At 68.3% G+C, this 20,937-nt stretch carries 17 protein-coding genes; 2 read left to right on the top strand and 15 right to left on the bottom strand.

Translation table 11 applies throughout. The annotated features are described in order from the left end of the window. Positions 1-146 precede the first annotated feature (146 nt). The 10 genes from ychF to FJX73_06605 all read right to left on the bottom strand — a co-directional run bounded on the left by ychF (position 147) and on the right by FJX73_06605 (position 13,749). Positions 147-1,241: a redox-regulated ATPase YchF gene (ychF, locus tag FJX73_06560; GenBank protein ID MBM3470438.1), complete on the bottom strand. Its 1,095-nt coding sequence runs from the start codon at positions 1,239-1,241 to the stop codon at positions 147-149. 9 nt (positions 1,242-1,250) lie between these two features. Beyond that, complete coding sequence (locus tag FJX73_06565; GenBank protein MBM3470439.1) at positions 1,251-4,928, bottom strand: GAF domain-containing protein; 3,678 nt, start codon at positions 4,926-4,928, stop codon at positions 1,251-1,253. Between the two features lie 45 nt (positions 4,929-4,973). Then, positions 4,974-5,222 (bottom strand): DUF951 domain-containing protein, encoded by a 249-nt coding sequence (locus FJX73_06570; GenBank protein MBM3470440.1) that lies wholly within the window; start codon positions 5,220-5,222, stop codon positions 4,974-4,976. A gap of 67 nt (positions 5,223-5,289) precedes the next feature. Continuing rightward, on the bottom strand, positions 5,290-6,792 hold the full coding sequence (locus tag FJX73_06575; protein MBM3470441.1) for a spermine synthase: 1,503 nt from the start codon (positions 6,790-6,792) through the stop codon (positions 5,290-5,292). Positions 6,793-6,813: 21 nt separating this feature from the next. Next, a complete protein-coding gene (clpB, locus tag FJX73_06580; protein ID MBM3470442.1) occupies positions 6,814-9,414 on the bottom strand; it encodes an ATP-dependent chaperone ClpB in 2,601 nt (866 codons plus the stop codon). A 19-nt stretch (positions 9,415-9,433) separates the two neighbouring features. Continuing rightward, positions 9,434-10,372 (bottom strand): hypothetical protein, encoded by a 939-nt coding sequence (locus FJX73_06585; GenBank protein MBM3470443.1) that lies wholly within the window; start codon positions 10,370-10,372, stop codon positions 9,434-9,436. 1 nt (position 10,373) lies between these two features. After that, a complete protein-coding gene (locus FJX73_06590; GenBank protein ID MBM3470444.1) occupies positions 10,374-10,952 on the bottom strand; it encodes a nucleotide exchange factor GrpE in 579 nt (192 codons plus the stop codon). 9 nt (positions 10,953-10,961) lie between these two features. Then, positions 10,962-12,866 (bottom strand): molecular chaperone DnaK, encoded by a 1,905-nt coding sequence (gene dnaK / locus FJX73_06595; GenBank protein MBM3470445.1) that lies wholly within the window; start codon positions 12,864-12,866, stop codon positions 10,962-10,964. A gap of 62 nt (positions 12,867-12,928) precedes the next feature. Beyond that, positions 12,929-13,372 carry an Hsp20/alpha crystallin family protein gene (locus FJX73_06600; GenBank protein ID MBM3470446.1) on the bottom strand — a complete coding sequence of 148 codons (444 nt, stop codon included), beginning with the start codon at positions 13,370-13,372 and terminating at the stop codon, positions 12,929-12,931. Next, positions 13,369-13,749: a MerR family transcriptional regulator gene (locus tag FJX73_06605; GenBank protein ID MBM3470447.1), complete on the bottom strand. Its 381-nt coding sequence runs from the start codon at positions 13,747-13,749 to the stop codon at positions 13,369-13,371. The genes FJX73_06600 and FJX73_06605 overlap by 4 nt, the downstream gene beginning before the upstream one ends. A gap of 111 nt (positions 13,750-13,860) precedes the next feature. Between FJX73_06605 and trxB the strand changes: the two genes are divergently transcribed. Next, on the top strand, positions 13,861-14,781 hold the full coding sequence (gene trxB / locus FJX73_06610; protein ID MBM3470448.1) for a thioredoxin-disulfide reductase: 921 nt from the start codon (positions 13,861-13,863) through the stop codon (positions 14,779-14,781). Here trxB and trxA read toward each other — a convergent pair. Next, positions 14,778-15,125, bottom strand: coding sequence for a thioredoxin (trxA, locus tag FJX73_06615; protein ID MBM3470449.1), 348 nt, complete (start codon positions 15,123-15,125; stop codon positions 14,778-14,780). The genes trxB and trxA overlap by 4 nt on opposite strands. A 111-nt stretch (positions 15,126-15,236) precedes the next feature. On the opposite strand from trxA, the gene FJX73_06620 reads away from it, so the two are divergent. Further along, positions 15,237-16,349, top strand: a complete 1,113-nt coding sequence (locus FJX73_06620; protein ID MBM3470450.1) for a CBS domain-containing protein — start codon at positions 15,237-15,239, stop codon at positions 16,347-16,349. Between the two features lie 6 nt (positions 16,350-16,355). On the opposite strand, the gene FJX73_06625 is transcribed toward FJX73_06620, so the two are convergent. From FJX73_06625 to lexA, 4 genes are all read right to left on the bottom strand, one after another. Next, positions 16,356-16,901, bottom strand: a complete 546-nt coding sequence (locus FJX73_06625) for a tetratricopeptide repeat protein (protein ID MBM3470451.1) — start codon at positions 16,899-16,901, stop codon at positions 16,356-16,358. 19 nt (positions 16,902-16,920) lie between these two features. Further along, entirely contained in the window at positions 16,921-19,536 is a 2,616-nt protein-coding gene (gene mgtA, locus FJX73_06630) for a magnesium-translocating P-type ATPase (protein ID MBM3470452.1), read from the bottom strand. Positions 19,537-19,651: 115 nt separating this feature from the next. Continuing rightward, positions 19,652-20,071, bottom strand: coding sequence for a reverse transcriptase-like protein (locus tag FJX73_06635; protein ID MBM3470453.1), 420 nt, complete (start codon positions 20,069-20,071; stop codon positions 19,652-19,654). An 85-nt stretch (positions 20,072-20,156) separates the two neighbouring features. Beyond that, positions 20,157-20,834 carry a transcriptional repressor LexA gene (gene lexA / locus FJX73_06640; GenBank protein MBM3470454.1) on the bottom strand — a complete coding sequence of 226 codons (678 nt, stop codon included), beginning with the start codon at positions 20,832-20,834 and terminating at the stop codon, positions 20,157-20,159. Positions 20,835-20,937: the final 103 nt, after the last annotated feature.

Here is a 20,937-nt window from a genome sequence, read left to right on the forward strand (position 1 = left end):
GAAAATCCTCCCGGCGCGACAACTGCGAAAATAGGAAGCGCCCGCAGCATCCAGCAGCCGCCGGCGCTTATCCGCTTCCAGTAACTGCCCGCTTCGCCCTACCTACTCACCTCTTCCGAAATGGCTGGTAGAGCGGGCGCCCGAGGCTACACCGCGAACCTGAACGTTATCACGTCCCCGTCGGCCACCCGATAGTCGCGACCCTCGGTGCGCACCGTGCCGTGTTCGCGCGCCGCGTGCATGCTCCCGGCGGCGACCAGGGCGTCCCATGCAATCACCTCTGCCCGGATGAACCCGCGCGCCATATCTGTGTGGATCTCCCCGGCGGCCAGAAGCGCGGTTGTGCCTATCCGGACCGGCCACGCGCGCACCTCGTTAGAGAGCACCGTGAAAAAGCTCACCAGGCCCAGCGTGGCGAATCCCAGGCGAATCACCCTGTTAGCGCCCGGCTCCTCCAGGCCGGTCGCGGCCATGTATTCTCGGGCCTCGTCCGGCGGCAGGTCGCCGAGTTCGGCTTCCAGACGCGCGGCCAGCCCGATGAACGCGCCGCCCTGGCGATCGGCCAGCGCGTGCAATGCCGCAGCCGGGGGGCCTCCGTCGGGAAGGAGGCGCTCGTCGAGGTTGGCCACATAGATGACGGGCTTGGCGGTGAGCAAACGCAGTTCGCGGGCCAGGGCGCACCCTGGGTCCGAAAGCGGTTGCCGCCGCACGGGCACGCCCTCGGCCAGCGCGGCCGCGATGCGTGCCAGCATCGCCCCCTGTTCCCGCGCGGCCGCCTCTCCGGCCTTGGCCCGCGTCGCCGCCCGCTCGCGCGCCCGCTCGACGGTCTCGAGGTCGGCGAGCGCCAGCTCCGTCTCCACGATCTCGGCGTCGCGCACCGGATCCAGGCCGGCCTCATCCAGGGGCGCAGCGGGGTCGGAGAAGCAGCGGACGACATGCGTGATCACGTCCACCTCGCGGATGTGGGCCAGGAACCGGTTGCCCAGCCCTTCCCCGCGGGAGGATCCCTTCACGAGTCCTGCGATGTCAATGAACCGAACGGTCGCCGGCACCGTGCGGGCAGGCAGGATAACCCCGGCCACCGCCTGCAGGCGGGGGTCCGGAACTGCCACCTGCCCCAGGTTGGGCTCTATCGTGGTGAACGGGTAGGCCGCCACGGCTGCGCCTGCCCGTGTCAGCGCGTTGAAGAGCGTGGATTTTCCTGCGTTGGGAAGACCAACCAGTCCGAGTGCGAGACTCATGGAGCCCTGTCAGGCCTCGTGGGCCGAGTGGACCCTGTTGCCTCCGGACCGCTTGGCGAGGTATTGTGCGCGGTCCACCGCCTCGACCAGCGCTCCGGCCGTAGCACCATCCTGGGGGAAGGCCGCCACGCCAACGCTCATGGTGACGCTGGTTATGATGTCGCCGTTGGCGAGGAGAGGATACGCCTCTACCGTACGGCGCAGGCGCTCAGCAATCTCGTGCGCCGCGGCCGCGCTCGCGCCGGGCAGCACCACCATGAACTCGTCGCCGCCGTATCGAGCGACGACGTCCGAGGGACGGCTGCCGCGCCGCAGCAGGCCTGCGATCGTACGCAGGACCTCGTCCCCGCTCTTGTGTCCGTAGGTGTCGTTGTGGTGCTTGAACCGATCTATCTCGGCCATAATGATGGCGAGTGGCTGCGCATCCCGGCGGGACCGCTCGAGAAACCGCTCGAGCGCCTCATAGAAGTACCTGTGGTTGTACAGCTCGGTGAGCCCGTCCGTGATCGCGAGGCGCTGGGCCTGCTCGTACAGCCGCGCGTTCTGGATCGCCACGACTGCGTAGGAGGCCAGGGTGCCCAACAGGTGCAGGTCGCGCTGCCCGAACGCCGCCAGGCGCGTGCTCTCCACGTTGAAGACGCCCAGCACCTTGCCCTCGGCGATTAGCGGCACGGCCAACTCAGAGCGTACCCGGTCGTCCACCTGGTAGTACCGCGGGTCCGCGCTGACATCGTCCACCATTAGGGGGTTGCCGGTCCGGGCAACCCACCCGCTGATCCCCGTGCCTACGGCCACGCGCACGCCGACCACGGGGTTCTGGTACCCGTAGGCCGCCTCCACGACGAGGTCTCCGGTGGCGGCGTCCACCATGAGCAGCGCGCCGTTCTCGTAGCCGAAGGCACGGCAGGTGACCGAGACCAGGCTTTCCAGCACGGTACGAAGATCGAGCGTGCCGCTCACGGCCTTCGCGGCCTCGAACAGCACCTGCAGCTCGTCGTGCGTCCTGCGCAGGTCCTCGAAGAGCGCGGCGTTTCTCACCGCTATGCTCAACTGCCCGGCGAACTCGGTCAGGAACTCGAAGGCGTGCTGTGTCAGCGGGCGCGCGCGTGTGCCCTCGGCTGTGACCACGCCGGTGGTGACGCCTTCCAGCACAACAGGCACCGCGGCCATGCTAACCGTATCTGCGCTGCCGGAGACGTAATCTGGGTCTTCGCGCACGCTCGCGACGAACTCGGGGCGGCCGCTGCGGACAACGCGCCCCTTTACCCCAGAGGATGCCGGGGTCTCCGCGGGCGCGTCAGGTGAGCCCACCTGCGCGACCAGGCGTAGCAGCGTTCCTTCCAGGCGATGAATCGTGACGCGCGCGATCCCCACACCGTCTGCGAGTTCCGACACCGCGATGCGGCACACTTCGGCGGGGTCCAGCGAAGCGCTCACCGACCCAACGATGCGGTTCAACAGTGCAAGCTCGTTGAGGCGCCGGTCGCCGTGGGCCTGCAGGGCCATCCGCGCCATGGCGGCCGCCACCTGGGCGGCGAACGCCGTGGCCATATCGTTGTCGCCAGAGATGCCTCCGCCTTCGTCATCGTAAACCAGCGCCATCAGACCCACGAACGTCGCGTTGGTCCGCAGCGGAAAGAGGACTGCGGACCGATCCGGGCCTCCTCCTGGATCTGCCGGCAGGCCGGCCAGCACGTGCGGCCGGGCCCCTGGTGCGGTGTACCGGCTGCGGCCGTCCTGGGCACGCGCGACCACGGCGCGATGGTATTCGTCGGACAGTCCGGCCCCAAACGCCTCCCTGATGGGGCCCTGACCGTCCCAGGCCAACAGCATGCAGCGGCCTGCTCCAAACAGGTCGCGCGCTCCCTCCGCGACCAGCGTGAAGATGGTCTGCAGGTCCGCGGCCCTGCCAATCCGGCCGAACAGCTCGGCTGCCAGCTGGAGGCGGGCGTTCCGCACCTTCAGCGCGGCGCACGCGCGGGCGTTCTCAATCGCGGCCGCTCCCTGGGCCGCGGTCGCCTCAATAATCGCGGTCTCGGCCGCAGAGAAGGGGCGCGGCTCGGTGCGCACCACGGTCAGGGTTCCCACCGGCCGGCCCTGGTGGATCATGGGCGAGGTCAGCGCGTGGCGGCCCTCGGGCAGACCCAGGAGCACCAGGCAGCGGCAGGCCGGCAACTGATCATCGCCGGCCATGGTGGAGGCAATGGAACGGCGTTCGCGGACGGCGCGCACCGCGTCGCGCAGCTTCCCTGGCTCGGCATCCAGGCCTACGCGCAGCCGTCTCACCTCTTCCTCGTCCGTGCCGTATGCCGCCTGGCCGCGCAGTTCGCGGCGCACGCCTTCGTAGATCGCCAGCAGCGCGTACCTTGCGCCCAGCGCCTCCGCCGATCGCCTCACCAGGAACCGGCACGCCTCGTCAACATCGAGCGTGGCACTCGGAGCAAACCCAAGGTGCTGGAGCGCAACAAGCCGTTCCCCCTGGCGCCGGCCCTCCTCCAACTGGCGAGCGTTCCGCATGGCCACAGCGGCATATCCTGCAAGGGTGGCGACCAGATACTCGTGCCGGGCCGTGAAGTGACTGCGGTCGGCCTCGGCAAAGGCCATCGCTCCCCAGACCTCCCCGGCGGCCGCCAGCGGGACGACCAGCACAGAAAGAACCGCGCCCGTGCCGGCGAGCGGCCGGAGGCGTGGGTTGCGGCTGCGATCGCGCTCGTAGTCGCCGGACCGCACTGGCCGGCCGGACCGCATGACCTCAGCGACGAGCCCGGCCAGCTCGATCTGACCCACGGCCTCGCCGTTCTTGGTGCCGGTACCGTGAACCTGGACGGCCCCGGGTTCACCAGGCAGGCGCAGCCATACCAATGCTGTATCCGAGACCACCAATCTTTCCATGGCCGAGGCAGTGGCCTGTGCTACCTCATCCGTGTTCTCGGAGCGGCCGATCTCCAACGCTGCGGCGTGAAGCACCTCCAGCTCTGCCGATGCCTGCCTCCCTCCCGTGAACACCACCAGCACAACCGAGAACATCGCCACCGGGGCGGCTACCAGCAGCGCAAGCAGCGGCAGGCTGCCGTTGATGACCATTCCGGCTATCGAGCCAAACCCGAACAGCAGGATCGTGTTGATGGTCTCGACCCCAACGTTGGCTCCCAACACGCCAGCGAACGCCCGTCGCCGCCGCAGGGCAATGTACCAGTTCACCAGCACCGCGGAAACGGCCGTGAACGCCGCTGCCGCTGCCAGAATGGCCAGCGCGAGGTCCATGCTTTCGTGCACGCGGGGAAGACGGCTGGCCCATCCGGCAAAACCGGGTTGGACCTGGGCAGCGACGCTTCCGGCAGCGAGCGTGGCCAGGGTCGCCTGCGCAGCGTTGAACAGCGTGACTCGCAGTGGGCGCCGGCGCAGGAGTCCGTCCCCGAGCACCGCGCCGCCCGCCATGGCAACCGCGGCCGGCGCTGCGCCGAAGAGCCCGAGGCCGGCAGCGGCCACAGCGGGCCGCAGCGTCTGGTAGCCGCCCGCTGGCATCGGCACGCGCAGCGCGCTGGCGACCACCCCTGCCATGCACAGCAGCGCGAACCCCTGCGCCGGAGGCCAGGCAGCCGTGGATATCGCCGCGGCCATCGCTGCGGCGGCGGCCGCCACGACCGCCCACGGGTACGCAACCCTAAGCCGCGATCCTGCAGTCAAACCCAGCCCCCGCTCAAGACCCAGCCCTCACCCAAGACCCAACCCTCAACCAAGATCCAGCGCGCCACGCTGGTCCCCCTGCTGGCCGGCCTCGGCGAAGTCGGGGCCGCGCCGTATGAACGTCCGGACCCGGCGCTCGAACTTCACGCGAGGCATCAGGACCCTCCTGCCGCACTTCAGGCACCGAACCCCTATGTCGGCACCAAGACGCACCACTTCCCACTGGTCGTTCCCGCAGGGATGTGTCTTGCGCATGCGCACGACGTCCCCCAGGACGATCTTCAGCACCGGCACGGCGCCGAGACCTCCTGTCCGGCAACCAGGGCATCTCGTCGTACTCCCGTTGTGCCCAACTCCCCGCCTATCGAGTCGGTATCAGCGCATCAATGGGTGCGAAGTTGTCGGAGAGCACCGGGACGTCGGCGGTCGGGATGACCGCCTCGTACAGATCGGCCGCCGCGGCCAGGAACCTGTCCACGGTTACGCGCCGCGCATCCACCAGCGCCTGTGCGCGGCGTCTGATCTCCTCGGACGAGAGCGCCGGCTCGTCGGTCGCGATCACTATGACGTTGCGGAGCGAGTCCGGCGCGCCGTAGCGGCCGAAGTCCACCGGAAAGACATACACCGTGGGAAAGACCTGGCGGATGGTCTTGTAGATCGCCCTGAACAACCGGCTGTTCGGACCGTCCAGGGCTCCGATTATGTTGGAGGCGACCAAGCCGCCGGGGGCAAGCCGGGAGCGGGCGAGCGCGAAGAACTCGCGGGTGGCCAGGTGGAAGGGAATGGTGTCAATCAGGTAGGCATCGGTCATGATAATGTCGAACCGTGCCTGCGCTAGGCGCAGGTGCAGCCTGCCGTCGCGCGCGGTCATGATCAGGCGATCGCTGTCCGCCACGCCGAAGAAGCGCCGCGCCACGGTCACCACCTCGGGATCTATCTCGGCCACGTCCATCGTCACCGTGGGATAATCGGCCACGTAGCGGGCCGGGATCGTGCCCCCGCCTAGCCCGATCAGCGCGGCGTGCGACGGCCGGGGCACGAAAATCACGGGCAGGTGCATGTAGTCCGCGTAGGCAAAAACCGTGCGCTGCGGCCGCTCGCGATCGAGGGCGCTCTGCCAGTAGTTGTCCAGCTTGAGATAGCGGACGGTGCCCTCGTCTGAGACGGTGATCCGGTGATAGACGGTGTCGCGGGCATAGACCAGCGTGGGCGCGGGCGCCGCTCCCGTAACCCCGGCAGCCAGCAGAACCGCAAGCACCGCGCCCAGGGCCGCGGCAGTCCTCTGCCGCGCGGCCATCCAGGAGACCACGGCCATTGCCATCAGCGACAGCCCGAGGATCTGGATTATCTCGCGGACCCCGAGGTAGTTGATCAGCACGAACGAGGCCGCCAGCGTCCCGGTAATCGAGCCCACCGTGCTGATGGCGTAGAGCGCGCCGGCCGTCTGCCCCACGGTGGCCACGGCCCTGGCGCGAAGCCGCACGGCAAACGGCGAGACCATGCCCATCACAATGCTGGGTACCACGAACAGCGCCATGGATCCGGCCAGCGGGTTGAGCTGCGGCCCCAGGTCGGCGCGGGCGATCGCATCAAGCACGGGCGTGGCCAGGGTAGGTATTGGGACGGTCAGCAGCCCGGCCAGGAAGACGATCCCAGAGAACAGGCCGTGCGATGGGAATCGGTCGGCGATCCTACCGCCGACGGCGTACCCCACGCTCAACGCCGTGAGGAAGACGCCTATTAGACTGCCCCATACGTAGATCGAGTTGCCGAAGTAGGGCGCCAGTACCCGGCTGGCGATGATCTCCAGCGCGAGCAGCACGCCTCCGCTGACGAAAACTGTGACCTCAAGGATGGCGCTCACCTCCCCGCGAGTGTCGCCCAATTATAGCGCGGTAAACACCAGGTGGTCGCCCTGATAGTCCACGTGCATAGTCTCCCCCTGCCGCAGATCCCCGGCCAGTATCTTGCGGGCGACGACGTTCTCGATCTCCCGCTGGATCAGCCGGCGAAGAGGGCGGGCGCCGAAGTCTGGACTGTACCCCTCCTTGGCCAGGTACTTCCTCGCTGCCTCGGTTACCTCGATGCCCATGCCTTGCGCGGCCAGCCGCCGGGCCAGCGCACTGGCCTGGAGCCCGACGATCTCGACGAGCTGCTCCTCGGAGAGAGGGCGGAACACGATGATCTCGTCTATGCGGTTCAGGAACTCTGGCCGGACGGTCTTGCGCAACTCGCCCAGCACGAGCATCCGGGCCATCTCGTACGATGAAGCATCCCGGGCCTCCAGGCCCTGCAGGTGCCTGCTGCCCAGGTTGCTGGTCATGATGATGGCCGTGTTCTTGAAGTCCACGGTCCGGCCGTGACCGTCGGTCAGCCGGCCGTCCTCCATGACCTGAAGCAGGATGTTCAGCACGTCCGGGTGTGCCTTCTCGATCTCGTCAAGGAGGATCACGCGATAGGGCCGCCGCCTGACCGCCTCGGTGAGCTGCCCGCCTTCCTCGAATCCCACATAGCCCGGGGGCGCGCCGACGAGCCGGCTGGTGGTGTGCCGCTCCTGGTACTCCGACATGTCCAGGCGCACCATGGCGTCCTCGTCGTCGAAGAGCTGCTCGGCAAGGGCACGCGCCAGCTCGGTCTTGCCCACGCCGGTGGGGCCCAGGAACATGAAGGCGCCAATGGGCCGGCGGGGGTCCTTCAGGCCGGCCCGGGCGCGCCGGATCGCGTCGGCGATGGCGCTCACGGCTTCGCCCTGGCCGATCACCCGCTCGTGCAGCCGCTCCTCGAGGTGCAGCAGCTTGGCCATCTCGCCTTCCAGCAGCCGCTGCACCGGGATGCCCGTCCAGCGCGCTACCACCTCGGCCACCTCGTCCGGGGTGACCTCCTCGTTGAGCAGCCGCCCGCCGGCCTGAACCGTCCGCAGGTGCTCTTCCTGGCCGCGCATCTGGCGCTCCAGCTCCGGCACGGTCCCGTATCTAAGCCGCGCCGCGGCCTCCAGATCGGCACGCCGCTCAGCGTCCTCTATCTGGCGTCGGGCCTCCTCTATCCGTTGCTTGGTCTCGCGGATGGCGGTAATCGCCTGCTTCTCCTGGTCCCACTGCCCCCGCAGGGCCCCGGACCTTTCCGTCAGCGAAGCCAGCTCCTCCTCGAGCCGCTCCAGGCGCTCCCGGCTGGCGGGGTCGGTCTCTCGGCGCAGGGCCTCGCGCTCGATCTCGATCTGCATGACGCGGCGATCCACCTCGTCCAGCTCGGCGGGCTTGCTGTCAATCTCCATGCGCAGCCGGCTGGCCGCCTCGTCCATCAGGTCTATGGCCTTGTCGGGCAGGAACCGCGCGCTGATGTACCTGTCGGAAAGCATCGCGGCGGCGATGACCGCGGGGTCGGTGATCCGCACCCCGTGATGGACCTCGTAGCGCTCCTTCAGTCCGCGCAGGATGCTGATCGTCTCCTCCACCGACGGCTCGCCCACGAGCACCGGCTGGAAGCGCCGCTCCAGCGCCGCGTCCTTCTCGATGTGCTTCCGGTACTCGTCGAGCGTGGTGGCGCCGATCGCGTGCAGCTCGCCGCGCGCCAGCATCGGCTTCAGCAGATTTGCCGCGTCAATGGCCCCCTCGGCCGCGCCGGCGCCGACCACGGTGTGCAGCTCGTCAATGAAGACGCTGATCTGGCCTTCGGCCGAGGCGATCTCGCGGAGCACCGCCTTGAGGCGGTCCTCGAACTCGCCCCGATACTTGGTCCCGGCGACCAGCGCTCCCATGTCCAGCTGCACTACGCGCCTGGATTTGAGCCCTTCGGGCACGTCGCCTTTCACGATCCGCTGCGCCAGGCCCTCGGCTATGGCGGTCTTGCCGACGCCCGGGTCGCCGATCAGCACCGGGTTGTTCTTGGTGCGGCGGCTGAGGACCTGAATCACGCGGCGGACCTCGTCGTCGCGGCCGATGACCGGATCCAGTTTGCCCGAAGCCGCGAGTTGCGTGAGGTCGCGGCCGTACTTCTCCAGCGCCTGGTACTTGTTCTCGGGATTGGGATCCGTGACGCGCTGCTGCCCGCGTATCTCTCCAAGGGCCTTGTAGGCGCCTTCAGGCGTAACCCCCATCTCGGAGAGGTGCCGGGCGGCCTCGCTGTCGTGCGATGCTAGCAGGCCCAGCAGCAGGTGCTCGGTGCTGATGTACTCGTCGGTGAGCCGGTCGGCCTCCCGCTGCGAGGCCTCCAGCACGCGTGCCAGGCGAGGCGAGATCACGATGCCGGCGGCGGGCGGACTTCCCTCCACGCGCGGTCGGCGCTCCAGGTCAGCGACCAGGCGGGTGCGCAGAACGCGGGGGTCGGCGCCGAGGCGCAGCAGCAACTGCGGTATCAACCCTTCGGGCTGTTCCGTGAGCGCCAGCAGCAGGTGCTCCGGGTCGGACGCCTGGTGTCCGCGCGCCGCGGCGGCCTGCTGGGCGCCGATCAGCGCCTCCTGCGCCTTCTCCGTGAACTTGTCGAATCGCATTGTCATCTCCGTCCGTCTCCTACGAGAGCAGTCCCTTGCGCGGATCCTCGCTGCGCGCCCCACCCAATTCCTGGAAGAGCTCGCGCTCCCGCTCCGAAAGCCCGGTCGGAATCACCACGTTCACCTTCACGTACAGGTCTCCGCGGCCTTCGCCGCGCGCGTGGGGAATGCCCAGCCCCTTCAGCCGGAACCGCCGGCCGTTCTGCGTCTCGGGCGGCACGCGCATCGTAACGGCACCCTCCAGCGTCGGCACCTGGACCTCGGCGCCCAGCGCCGCCTCGCTGACGGTAACAGGAAGCACCACGGTCAGGTCGTCATCGCTGCGCTCGAAGAGCCGGTGAGGGAGGACGTGGATCTTCAGGTAGAGGTCTTCGCCGGCGGCGGCGCCTGGCAGCCGCACGGTCTGGCCCGACCGCACCCCGCGCGGGATCCCGGCGTCCACCCGCTGGCCGGATCCCGGCATCTCGATCTTCCGGTGCGCGCCGCCGAAGGCCTCTTCGAGCGTGATCTCGACAGGAACCTCCATGCGGCCAGGCCGTGTTGCGCCGTGGGGTTGGCCTGCCATCCCTCCGAACCCCCCGAACAGTTGCTGGAAGAACTCGCTGAAGCCCGCGGCAGATCCGCCGCCACGGCCGAAGAGATCCTCGAACCCACCTCCGACCGTGAACGTGACCCCACCCTGCGCCGTTCGGCCGGCCGTGGGCCGGCCGAACAGGTCCTGCCAGCGAACCCCACCGCTCTTGTAGGCCTCGTAGACCTGGTCGTACTGCGCCCTGCGCCCGGGATCGCTCAGAACCTGATACGCCTCGTTTATCTCCTTGAACCGGTCCTCGGCTCCCTTGCGCTTGTTGACGTCCGGGTGGGACTCGCGCGCCAAACGCCGGAAGGCACGGCTGATCGCCTTCTGGTCAGCCCCCTGCTCGACGCCGAGCGCCTTGTAGTAGTCCTTGAACTCCACCCTATTGCGCCACCCTCACCCTGGCCGGGCGGAGCACCTCGTCGCCCAGCATGTACCCGCGCTGGATCTCAGCGGCCACGGTTCCGGCCGGCGCGCACTCGCCGGCGGCCACCGCCTCGACCGCATCGTGAAAGCGCGGGTCGAACTCCTTGCCCAGCGCCTCCATCGGCCGTACACCCATCCTCGAGAGAACGTCCAGCACCTGGCGGTGCGCCAGGCGGATGCCGTCTGCGATGGCCGCCGCGCCCGCGTTGTTCCCGCCCGAATCGGCCGCGCCCGCGCTCCCGGCGTGCGTCAGGGCCCGCTCCAGCGTGTCTGCCACGCCCAGGATCACGGCGAGCAGGGCGCGTCGCGTGGAAGCCACCGCCTCCTCGCGCTGCCGAGCCGCCTGCTTCCGGTAGTTCTCGAGGTCGGCGGCCGCGCGCAGGAACTGCTGCCAGTTGCGCTCCGCCGCCTGGCTCAGACGCGCGACCTCGGCCTGGAGCGCCTCCACGCTCTCGCCGGGCGCCTCAGGCCGCGCCAGTGATTCCCCGTTGGTCTCGCCGTTGGCATCTCCCTTGAGAATGCGCTCGTCACCCATCGCCGCTTCCTACTGGCTCGGCTTGTACTCGGCGTCAATCACGTCTTCCCCGGACGGAGGCGCCTGACCGCCCACCGCTTCCCCGCCGGCGGCGGCGCCAGGGGCGCCCGCGGTCGCCTTGTACATTTCCTCGCTCATCTTGTAGGACGCCTGCTGCACCGCGTCGGCAGCGCTCGAGATGCGCGCCACATCCTCGCCCTTCAGCGCCTCGCGCAGTTCCTTGAGCGCCTCCTCGACCTTCGCGCGCTCCGCGGACGAGATCTTGTCCCCGGAGTCCTTGAGCAGCTTCTCCACCTGATAGGCGATGGAATCGCCGCGGTTGCGCGTCTCGGCGGCCTCGCGCTTGGCCTTGTCCTCGGCGGCGAAGCGCTCCGCCTCCTTCACCATCTTGTCAACCTCGTCCTTGACCAGCGTCGAAGTACCGGTGATCTTGATGGACTGCTCGCGATTGGTCGCGGTATCCTTGGCGGTCACGTGCAGGATGCCGTTCGCGTCAATGTCAAACGTCACCTCGATCTGCGGCACCCCTCGCGGGGCCGGCGGGATGCCGTCCAGCACGAACCGGCCAAGCGTACGGTTGTCGCGCGCCATCGGCCGCTCGCCCTGCAGGACGTGGATCTCGACCTGCGTCTGCCCGTCGGCGGCGGTGGTGTACCTCTCGGTCTTGCGTGTGGGAATGGTCGTGTTGCGGGAAACCATGGGCGTCATGACGCTGCCCAGGGTTTCGACCCCCAGCGTCAGCGGGGTGACGTCGAGCAGCACCACATCGCGCACCTCGCCCGCCAGCACGCCGGCCTGGATCGCCGCGCCCACGGCCACGACCTCATCCGGGTGGACCTCCCTGTTGGGCTCCTTGCCGGTGAGCCGCCGGACAAGCTCTTGGATCATGGGCATGCGGGTCGCTCCGCCGACCAGGATCACCTCGTTGATGTCGCGCTCCGTGAGCCGCGCGTCCGAGATGGCCTGCCGAAACGGCCCGATGCAGCGCTCGACCAGATCCGCGGTCAGCTCCTCGAACTTGGCCCTGGTGAGAACGTAGTCGAGGTGTTTGGGGCCGGTAGCGTCGGCGGTGATGAAGGGTAGGTTGATCGTGGTCTGAACGACCGTGGTGAGTTCCACCTTGGCCCGCTCAGACGCCTCGCGCAACCGCTGTAGCGCCTGGCGATCCTGCCGCAGATCAATGCCCTGCTGCTTGCGGAACTCGTCGGCCAGCCAGTTGACGATTCGTTCGTCCCAGTCGTCCCCGCCCAGGTGGGTATCGCCGGAGGTCGCCTTGACCTCGAACACGCCGCCGCCGATCTCCAGAATGGACACATCGAAGGTGCCGCCGCCCAGGTCGAAGACCAGGACCGTCTCGGAACCCTTCTTGTCCAGGCCATAGGCCAGGCACGACGCGGTCGGCTCGTTGATGATCCGGAGGACCTTCAGGCCGGCGATCTCGCCGGCGTGCTTGGTCGCGGTGCGCTGCGAGTCGTTGAAGTAGGCCGGCACGGTGATGACCGCCTCGGTGATCTTCTCGCCGAGGTAGGCCTCCGCGTCGGTCCGGAGCTTCTGGAGGATCATTGAGGAGATCTCCTCGGGCGTGAAGGTCTTGCCGGAGGCGGGAATGTGCACGACGGCCATGCCGTTCTGCCCTTCCCCGACCTTGTAGGGCACGATCTTGCGCTCGGACTCCACCTCGGCGTACCGGCGGCCGACGAAGCGCTTGATCGAGTAGACCGTGTTTTCGGGGTTGAGGATCGCCTGGCGCTTGGCCATCTGCCCGACCAACCGCTCGCCGGTCTTCGTGAAGGCGACCGCCGACGGCGTAAGCCGGCTACCCTCGGTATTGGCGATCACCTGCGGTTCTCCGCCGACGACCACGGCGATCACCGAGTTGGTCGTTCCCAGATCAATGCCCACAACTTTGCCCATGTGAGATCTCCCCTCGCGTTATCCTCGCGTTACTCTTGCGTTGTGCCTGCGTCGTCCCCGGGCTAGCCTTCGACCTCTACCTTTACGGTCTTCGGCCTCACCCGCTCGGCCTTCGGAACCTTCACCTCGAGAATGCCGTGGCGGAACGAGGCCTTTGTCTCCTCGCTCTTCACCTCGGTCGGCAGCGGGATAGTACGCTGAAACGCGCCGTAGCGCAACTCGCGCCTGTAGTAGTTGCGTCCCTTCTCTTCGTGGTCGGCCTTGGCCTCTCCCTTGATGCTCAGGCCCTCGGCGGTGATGGTCACGGTGACGCTCTTGGGGTCTATCCCGGGCAGCTCGGCCTTCACCACAACCTCGCTGTCGGTTTCGAAGACCTCGGTCGCGGGCTGCCAGACCAGCGGCGCCGCCGCACGGGGCCGCCGGGTAAAGAAGTCCTCGAACAGGCGGTCCATTGACTCCCGCAGGGACATCATCTCGTCAAAGGGCTCCCAGCGGATAATGCTCATCTCTTTCTCCCTCCCTGATGCTCTAGTATTCGTTCGACCAGCCACTGCATGGTGCTCTCAACGCGCTCTTCGTTGCCGTATCCCAGCCGCTCCACCACCTCCAGTATCAGCCGCACCCCGGCAAGGTTGAGCCGGTGGGCCTCGATCAGCCGCCGGATCATGCGCACCCGCTCGATGTCGTCGTCCGAGTACAGCCGGATCCGGTTGCGCCGCACCGGGGCGAGCAGGCCCTTCATCTCGTAGATACGCAGCGTGCGGGGGTGTAGCCCGGTTATCTCGGCCGCGACGCTTATCACGTAGACCGGCCTGGTATCCCTGCGTTCCCGCACCCCGCCACCTCCTGGCCTGCTCTCCTGGGCCTGAGTGATAGCGTCCATATTAGAAACCCTAACAACAGTATTGTCAACTCTTCTCCGGTTGTCAATACCGCCTCATGCAGTCCCGGCGGCATATGGCCCGTCTCGGGCCCGGCGTGATACGTTAGAGACATGCGCGACATCACAATCCTCGGCGGCGGACCCGCCGGCCTCACTGCGGCCATATACACGGCCCGCGCCAACCTGGCGCCGCTGGTCATCGAGGGTGCCGCAGCCGGCGGGCAGCTCACGACCGCCACGATCGTGGAGAACTACCCGGGGTTCGCGAAGGGGATACTGGGGCCCGCGCTGATGAAGACGATGCGGAAGCAGGCCGTGCGGGTGGGGGCCGAGTTCGTCTCGGAGGACGCAACCGAGGTGGAGTTCGGCCGGCGGCCGTTTGGCATCACGGTGGCATCGGGCCAGCGGTTCGAGTCGCGGGCCGTCATCGTGGCCACCGGCGCTTCGGCGAAGCTTCTCGGGGTGCCTGGGGAGTCGCGATTGATGGGCCGCGGAGTGTCCGTCTGCGCCGTCTGCGATGGCTTCTTCTTCCGCAACCGAGATGTGATCGTGATCGGCGGCGGCGACTCGGCCGTGGAGGAAGCCCTCTACCTGGCCAACCTGGCACAGACGGTCTCCCTGGTGCACCGCCGGGACGAGCTGCGGGCCAGCAAGGTCATGGCGGAGCGCGCGGCGGCCCATCCCAAGATCGCCTTCGTCTGGAACAGCGTGGTAGAGGAGATCCTGGGCGGCGACGCGGTGACCGGCGTGCGGCTCCGGAACGTAAAGACCTCTGAGCAGACCGAGGTGGCGGCCGACGGCGTGTTTGTCGCGATCGGCCACGTGCCCAACACGACCCTGTTTCGGGGACAGCTCGACCTCGACGAGGCCGGCTACATTCGGCTGCGAGAAAGGTCACTCACCAGCGTTGATGGGGTCTTCGCCGCGGGCGACGTGCACGACCCTACGTACCGCAAGGCGATCACCGCCGCAGGATTCGGCTGCATGGCCGCGATTGACGTGGATCGCTGGTTGCATACCCAGAGGATCTAGCCGCTCTTCTTGAGATCCGCCCCCAGGGCTCCATCGAGCCGCCGCTTCAGCTCGGGCTTGGGCATGAAGCCCACGATCCGCTCGATCATCTCTCCGCCCTTGAAGACCCCGAGGGTGGGGATACCCATGACATTGTATCGAATAGCCAGGTTCTGGTTGCTGTCCACATCTACCTTGGTGACCTTGACCCGGCCCGCGTACTCGCCGGCCAGTTCCTCCACGATGGGCGCCACCATGCGGCACGGGCTGCACCACTCCGCCCAGAAGTCCACCAGGACGGGTAGGTCGGATTTCAGGACCTCCGCGTCAAACGTCTGCTCGGTCACTGCCACTGGCTTGGCCATTCTGTGCTCCTCCTCGCGAATCTGCGGCGGCCTTGGACTCCTGACCACCAGGTCCCTTAACCGCTCCCCAGGTTAGGGTATTCCCGCTATCATGTCCACAGGAGGTGCGTGATGCGCGGTGCGCTGCGGTTGGGAACCCTGCTTGGGATCCCGGTTGCCATCAACTACACATGGTTCATCGCGATCTGGCTCGTGGCGTGGTCCCTCGCCGGATCGTACTACCCACAGCAGTCCCCGGGCTTTGATGAGAGCACCTACTGGGCCATGGGCATCGTCTCCGCGCTGCTGCTGTTCGCCTCGGTACTGGCCCACGAGTTCGGCCACGCGCTGACCGCGCGTCGCTTCGGCATGCGGACGCACTCCATCGTGCTATTCCTCTTCGGGGGCGTAGCGCAGGTTGCCGAGGAGCCGCCCTCGCCGCGGGCTGAGTTCCTGGTGGCGATCGCCGGGCCCCTGACGAGTCTGGCGCTGGCAGCAGCGCTGTACGCGGTCTCGCCGATCCTCGGTGATCGGGCCCTGGGTACCATCATCCGGTACCTGGCCGTGGTGAACCTGATGCTGGGCGTTTTCAACATGGTCCCTGGGTTCCCGCTCGACGGCGGGCGCGTCCTGCGCGCCCTGCTGTGGCACAGATCAAACAACCTGCCCAGGGCGACTCGCATCGCGGCCCGCACCGGGCAGGTGGTCGCCGTGATGTTCATCGGCGCCGGGCTGGTCGTGCTGTCACGCAGCCTCATCACGGGCCTTTGGTTGGTGCTCATCGGATGGTTCCTCGACGCCGGGGCGCAGTCGTCCTACCAGCAGGTGGTGCTGCGCCAGGGTCTGGGCGGCGTGCGGGTGGGCGAGATCATGACGCGCGATCTACACACCGTTGAGCCATCGCTCACCGTGGAGCGCGCCATTGCCGATCATTTCCTCCCGCACAAGCACGGCGGATTCCCGGTCGTGTACGGCGATCACCTTGTTGGAATCGTGACGCTGCAGGACGTGGCCGCGGTTCCAAGCGACCGGCGCGCCGAGGTCGCCGTGCGCGAGGTCATGACACCGCGCGAGCGGCTGAAGACCGTACTGGTGGATGACTCGGCCTACGACGCGCTCGCGCGCATGATGCAGGCCGGGATAGGCCGCCTGCTGGTGCTCGACGACCGCGGCGACCTGGCGGGAATCGTAACCCGCAGCGATCTCCTGCACGTGCTGCGGCTCCGGGGCGGCGTGGAAGACTAGAGAGGACTAGAGCAGGAGCGCCGCGGCGGCCACGATGATCAGCGCCGCGGCCGAGGCGCCGCCGCAACCGATCCGGCGGCCACCGGCAGGCCGGGAGCCGCGCAGCGCCCTGCTTGCCGACAGCCGCGTGGCACGGCGCAGCGAGGCGATCGCCTCGCCCGTGCGGCCCATCTGCTTGTAAAGGCCACCCAGGTTCTGGTGGGCGATCCAGTAGTCGGGGTCCAGCGCGACCGCCCGCTGGTAGGCCTCCAGCGCCTGATCCAGCCGCCCTGTCTCCCTGCAGGCGTTCCCCAGGTTGCTCCACGCGGGCGCGTATCGCGGGTCCACGGCGACCGCGCGGGCGAATGCCTGCTCCGCTTCTCCCAGGCGGCGCTGGTGTGCGATCGCAACGCCGAGCTTGCTGAGCGCCGCGGCCGACGAAGGATCCGCCTCAACGGCGCGGCGGAAGGCGGCCTCGGCCTCGGGCCACTCGCCGGCTTCGAGGTGAGCCTCGCCTTGCGCCATGTGCGTGGAATGCGTGGAAGCGGATTCGCCGGTCAACGAGGTCGTCACCCTCGGGCAAGGTTCGGCATCAGGGCGCTGCGGCCCTGCGGGGCACGGGCGGGGTGGACAGGCGCCGGTAGAACCACCGCTTCACCCATTCCACCGCCAGCAGGTAGGTGAACACCAGCCCTGCCAGCACCACGAAGAAGGCCGGCGGCAGCGGCACGAACCCCAGGCGGCCGGCGATGGGCGCGAACGGCAGGGCGATGGCCACCGCGACAACGCCCAGCGACGCGCCTGCCAGCAATTGGTGGGGGCGGCTTCGGAATGGATTTCCGCGCGTGCGTATCACGAAGATGACCAAGACCTGCGTGGCGAGCGACTCGACGAACCACCCCGTGTGGAAGAATGCTTCGTGGGCCCGGAACACCTCCAGCAGAACGTAGAACGTGAGGAAGTCGAAGATCGAGCTCACCGGCCCCACCACCAGCATGAACTTCCGGATGAATCCCATGTCCCACGAGCGCGGGTGGGCCAGGTCCTCGGGGTCCACGCTGTCCGCGGGAATGGGCATCTCGGAGATGTCATAGAGCAGGTTGTTCAGTAGGATCTGCGCCGGCCTCATCGGTAGGAAGGGCAGCACCAGGGATGCCCCTGCCATGCTGAACATGTTCCCGAAGTTGGAGCTGGTGCCCATCATGATGTACTTCATGACGTTGGTGAACGTGCGCCGGCCCTCCATGACCCCGCCGTGGAGGACGCCCAGGTCCTGCTCCAGGAGAATCAGCTCCGCGGCCTCCTTGGCCACGTCCACCGCGCCTTCCACGGAGATGCCCACGTCCGCGGTGTGCATCGAGGGCGCGTCGTTGATGCCGTCTCCCATGTAGCCCACCACGTGTCCGCGCGCGCGGAGCGCGCGGATGACCCGGTTCTTCTGCGCCGGGTTCACGCGGCAGAACAGGTTGGCGGTGCCGGCGCGGGCCCCCAGCGCCTCGTCGTCCATCGCCGCGATCTCCGTGCCCAGCAGCACGCCGGACACCGTAAGCCCGATCTGCGCGCAGACGTGCTGGGTGACGAGTTCGTTGTCGCCAGTGACGACCTTGACCGTGACCCCGCACTCCGCCAGGCGGCGGAGCGCCTCGGACGCGCTCGCCTTCGGCGGGTCGAGGAATGCCGCGAATCCCGCGAAGACCAGCTCCGTCTCGTCGGTCACCACCGCGTGGGGATGATCTACGCCGACCGACCGCCAGGCCACTCCCAGGACCCGGAACCCTTCGCGGCCCAGGGAGTGGAACAGGGCCTGAATCCGCTCCAGTCCGGGGCGGTCCATCGGCCGGAGATCCGACGGCCCGTCCCCCTCATACATGGTTGAGAGGCGCAGGATGTCCTCCGGGGCGCCCTTGACCACCAGGAGCCGTTCCCGCTCCCCCTTCCGCCCCCCATCCCGCTCGCCCTCCCGCTCCCCTTCCCGTTCCACGAGCACCGAGACCCGGCGCCGCTCGAAGTCGAACGGCACCTCGTCTATGCGCGTCCAGCCGCGCACGTCAATCTCCACGTGTTCCAGGATCGCCTCGTCCAGCGGGCTGCGCAGGCCGGTCTCGAAGACGCTGTTGATGTAGGCGAGCTCCAGCACTCGCTCGCTCTCGCGCCCGAATCCGTCCAGGTGGCGTTCCAGATGGATGCGCGCCTGGGTCAGCGTTCCGGTCTTGTCGGTGCACAGCACGTCCATGCTGCCCAGGTCCTGGACCGCGGCCAGCCGCTTCACAATGACCTTCTTCTCGGCCATCCGCAGCGCGCCCCTGGCAAGGGTCACCGAGACCACCATGGGCAGAAGTTCAGGGGTCAGCCCCACCGCGAGCGCGAGCGCGAACAGAAACGCTTCCAGGAGAGGCCTGTGGAACAGTGTGTTCACCATCAGCACGAACAGCACCATCAGGACGGTCAGGCGCATGATGAGCAGGCCGAACTGGCGCGTCCCCTGCTCGAACGCGGTCGGTGGGGCCTGCCTGCCCAGGGTGTCGGCGATCTCGCCCAGCGCCGTGGCTCCCCCGGTGCGGTAGATCAGGACGCGCCCGCTGCCGCTGATTACCGAGGTGCCCATGAAGACCGCGTTCTCGGCCCCGGCCATCCCCACGCTCCCCGTGAGGTCGCCGGAGCGCTTCTCCACCGGGTACGGCTCGCCGGTCATGAGCGCCTGGTTCACGAACAGGTCGCGCGATTCCAGTACGCGGCCGTCGGCAGGCACCAGGTCGCCGGCGGCCAGCATCACGACGTCACCGGGCACCACCCGTTCTGCCGGAACCTCCGTGGGGGCGCCGTCGCGGAGGGCTGTGACGCGCACCGCGACCGAGTTCTTCAGCCGCTCCGCGGCGCGGCCGGCCTTGTGCTCCTGCACGAAGTCCAGTGTCACGCTCATCAGCACAATGGCGCTGATGATGAAGAAGCTGGTGGCATCGCCGGTGAGGGCGGAGATTCCGCTGGCGACCACCAGTACGATCACCAGCGGATTGCGGAACCGTGAAAGGAACTCGACAAGCAGGGCCCGCTGCCCGCGCGGGCGCAGCACGTTGGGCCCGTGGCGGATCAGGCGCGCATCGGCCTCGGCGCTACTCAGCCCGGACGAATCCGAGCGTAGATCGTCTGCCAGCGCTGCCAGCGGCCGCGTCCAGAATGTGTCTTCAGTCTCACGGGCAGGGGCGGGCATAGGGCCTGCCGCGTGTCTTCTCCGGCAATCACGCTCCACCCTGCGCCCGCGATCGGGCCGTGCCGCGGCGGCCCGCGACAGCCCAGGGCGGCCCGCCCGCGAAACGGTGGCCCGCCTACGACGCCGCGGCCCAGAGCGGAAGGTCGGCGCAGGCAGACGCCAGGCGCCGCACCTCCACGGAGCGGAAGGCGTGGCGGAGGGCCCTGGCCTGAAGGTACGGCCCGAGCGCTCCCTCGGGCGGCGGGCCGGATCCCGTGATAAGGTCCGCGGCCTCGTCGTCGTCGGTGCACAGCACGAGCGAGCGGGCGCGCGCACGCCGCGCCTCCCAGAGCGCGAGCAGGACCGCCCTGCACGCAGCGGGCGCGGTGTCCCCGTGCCGCAGCCGCCTGACCACCGTGCGCGCGGCGCAGCCGCCCTCCCAATGCATCACCACCTTGATAACGTCGGGCCCGGCAGGCGCCGGACACACCGAGACCGACGCGTGCAGCCTCCGCCTCACCAGGGCGCCTCCAGCGCGGCCGCGGCCAGGACACATGCGACGAGGAGGAGCACCTTCAGCCGGACCGCCTTGCGGTCGTCCCACAGGCGGGCCCAGGCGCCCTCGGAATACGCGGCCAGAATCATGCCGGTCCCCCGACTGGTCTCCCGGCGGGTCCTACGCCCGGCCCTCCTGCCGGCCCTCCGGCCGGGAAGCGCCGCAGCAGGCCGACCACCTTGCCCAGGATCTCGAACTCGCCCCGGTTCGGAGTGTAGGCCGGGTTCTCGGGCCGCAGATACGGACCGCCGCCTTCCACAGCCAGGCGCTTGACCGTGGCCTCCTCGCCCTGGAGCGCAACGACGATATCTCCGGCGCTGGCAGTGGCCTGGCACCGGACGATCACCAGGTCGCCATCAATAATCCCGGCGCCGGTCATGCTGTCACCCCGCACCGTGAGAAGGAAGCTCTCGTCGCTCCATCCGACGAAGCGCCTGGGGATCGGGATCATGTCCTCAATGTGTTGTTCCGCCAGCACCGGCGTGCCCGCGGACACGCGCCCGACCAGGGGCAGGTGAACGGCTTCCTCGCCTTCTTTCAATGGCGTGCGGTCGGTGATCTCGAGCACCCGCATCCGATCGCCGTCGCGGCGCAGGAATCCCTTGCGGGCCAGGGCGGAGAGGTGTTGGTGCACGGTGGATGGTGACCGCATCCCGAGCGCATGCCCGATCTCGCGCACGGAGGGCACGATGCCGGTTCGGCGAATGCTGGTCGCTATGTGGCGGAGGATCTCGTGCTGCCTAGGGGTCAGAGGGCTGGTCATGCGCCACCTCCGCCCCAACCATAACGAACGTTTGTTCGTATAGCAACCCCGCGGGTGAGCGAACAAGTGTACGGTAGTCTTGCCTGGCGGCGCCTGCTCGCCC

Source organism: Armatimonadota bacterium, assembly GCA_016869025.1.
In the GTDB taxonomy this organism is placed as follows: domain Bacteria; phylum Sysuimicrobiota; class Sysuimicrobiia; order Sysuimicrobiales; family Humicultoraceae; genus VGFA01.

Bases quoted from the DNA above. Each gene is read 5' to 3' on its own strand.
- FJX73_06590 (MBM3470444.1), bottom strand. From the start codon at position 10,952: ATGGGTGACGAGCGCATTCTCAAGGGAGATGCCAACGGCGAGACCAAC.
- ychF (MBM3470438.1), bottom strand. From the start codon at position 1,241: ATGAGTCTCGCACTCGGACTGGTTGGTCTTCCCAACGCAGGAAAATCC.
- FJX73_06635 (MBM3470453.1), bottom strand. From the start codon at position 20,071: ATGTGTCCTGGCCGCGGCCGCGCTGGAGGCGCCCTGGTGAGGCGGAGG.
- clpB (MBM3470442.1), bottom strand. From the start codon at position 9,414: ATGCGATTCGACAAGTTCACGGAGAAGGCGCAGGAGGCGCTGATCGGC.
- trxB (MBM3470448.1), top strand. From the start codon at position 13,861: ATGCGCGACATCACAATCCTCGGCGGCGGACCCGCCGGCCTCACTGCG.
- FJX73_06605 (MBM3470447.1), bottom strand. From the start codon at position 13,749: ATGGACGCTATCACTCAGGCCCAGGAGAGCAGGCCAGGAGGTGGCGGG.
- trxA (MBM3470449.1), bottom strand. From the start codon at position 15,125: ATGGCCAAGCCAGTGGCAGTGACCGAGCAGACGTTTGACGCGGAGGTC.
- mgtA (MBM3470452.1), bottom strand. From the start codon at position 19,536: ATGCCCGCCCCTGCCCGTGAGACTGAAGACACATTCTGGACGCGGCCG.
- FJX73_06620 (MBM3470450.1), top strand. From the start codon at position 15,237: ATGCGCGGTGCGCTGCGGTTGGGAACCCTGCTTGGGATCCCGGTTGCC.
- dnaK (MBM3470445.1), bottom strand. From the start codon at position 12,866: ATGGGCAAAGTTGTGGGCATTGATCTGGGAACGACCAACTCGGTGATC.
- lexA (MBM3470454.1), bottom strand. From the start codon at position 20,834: ATGACCAGCCCTCTGACCCCTAGGCAGCACGAGATCCTCCGCCACATA.
- FJX73_06600 (MBM3470446.1), bottom strand. From the start codon at position 13,372: ATGAGCATTATCCGCTGGGAGCCCTTTGACGAGATGATGTCCCTGCGG.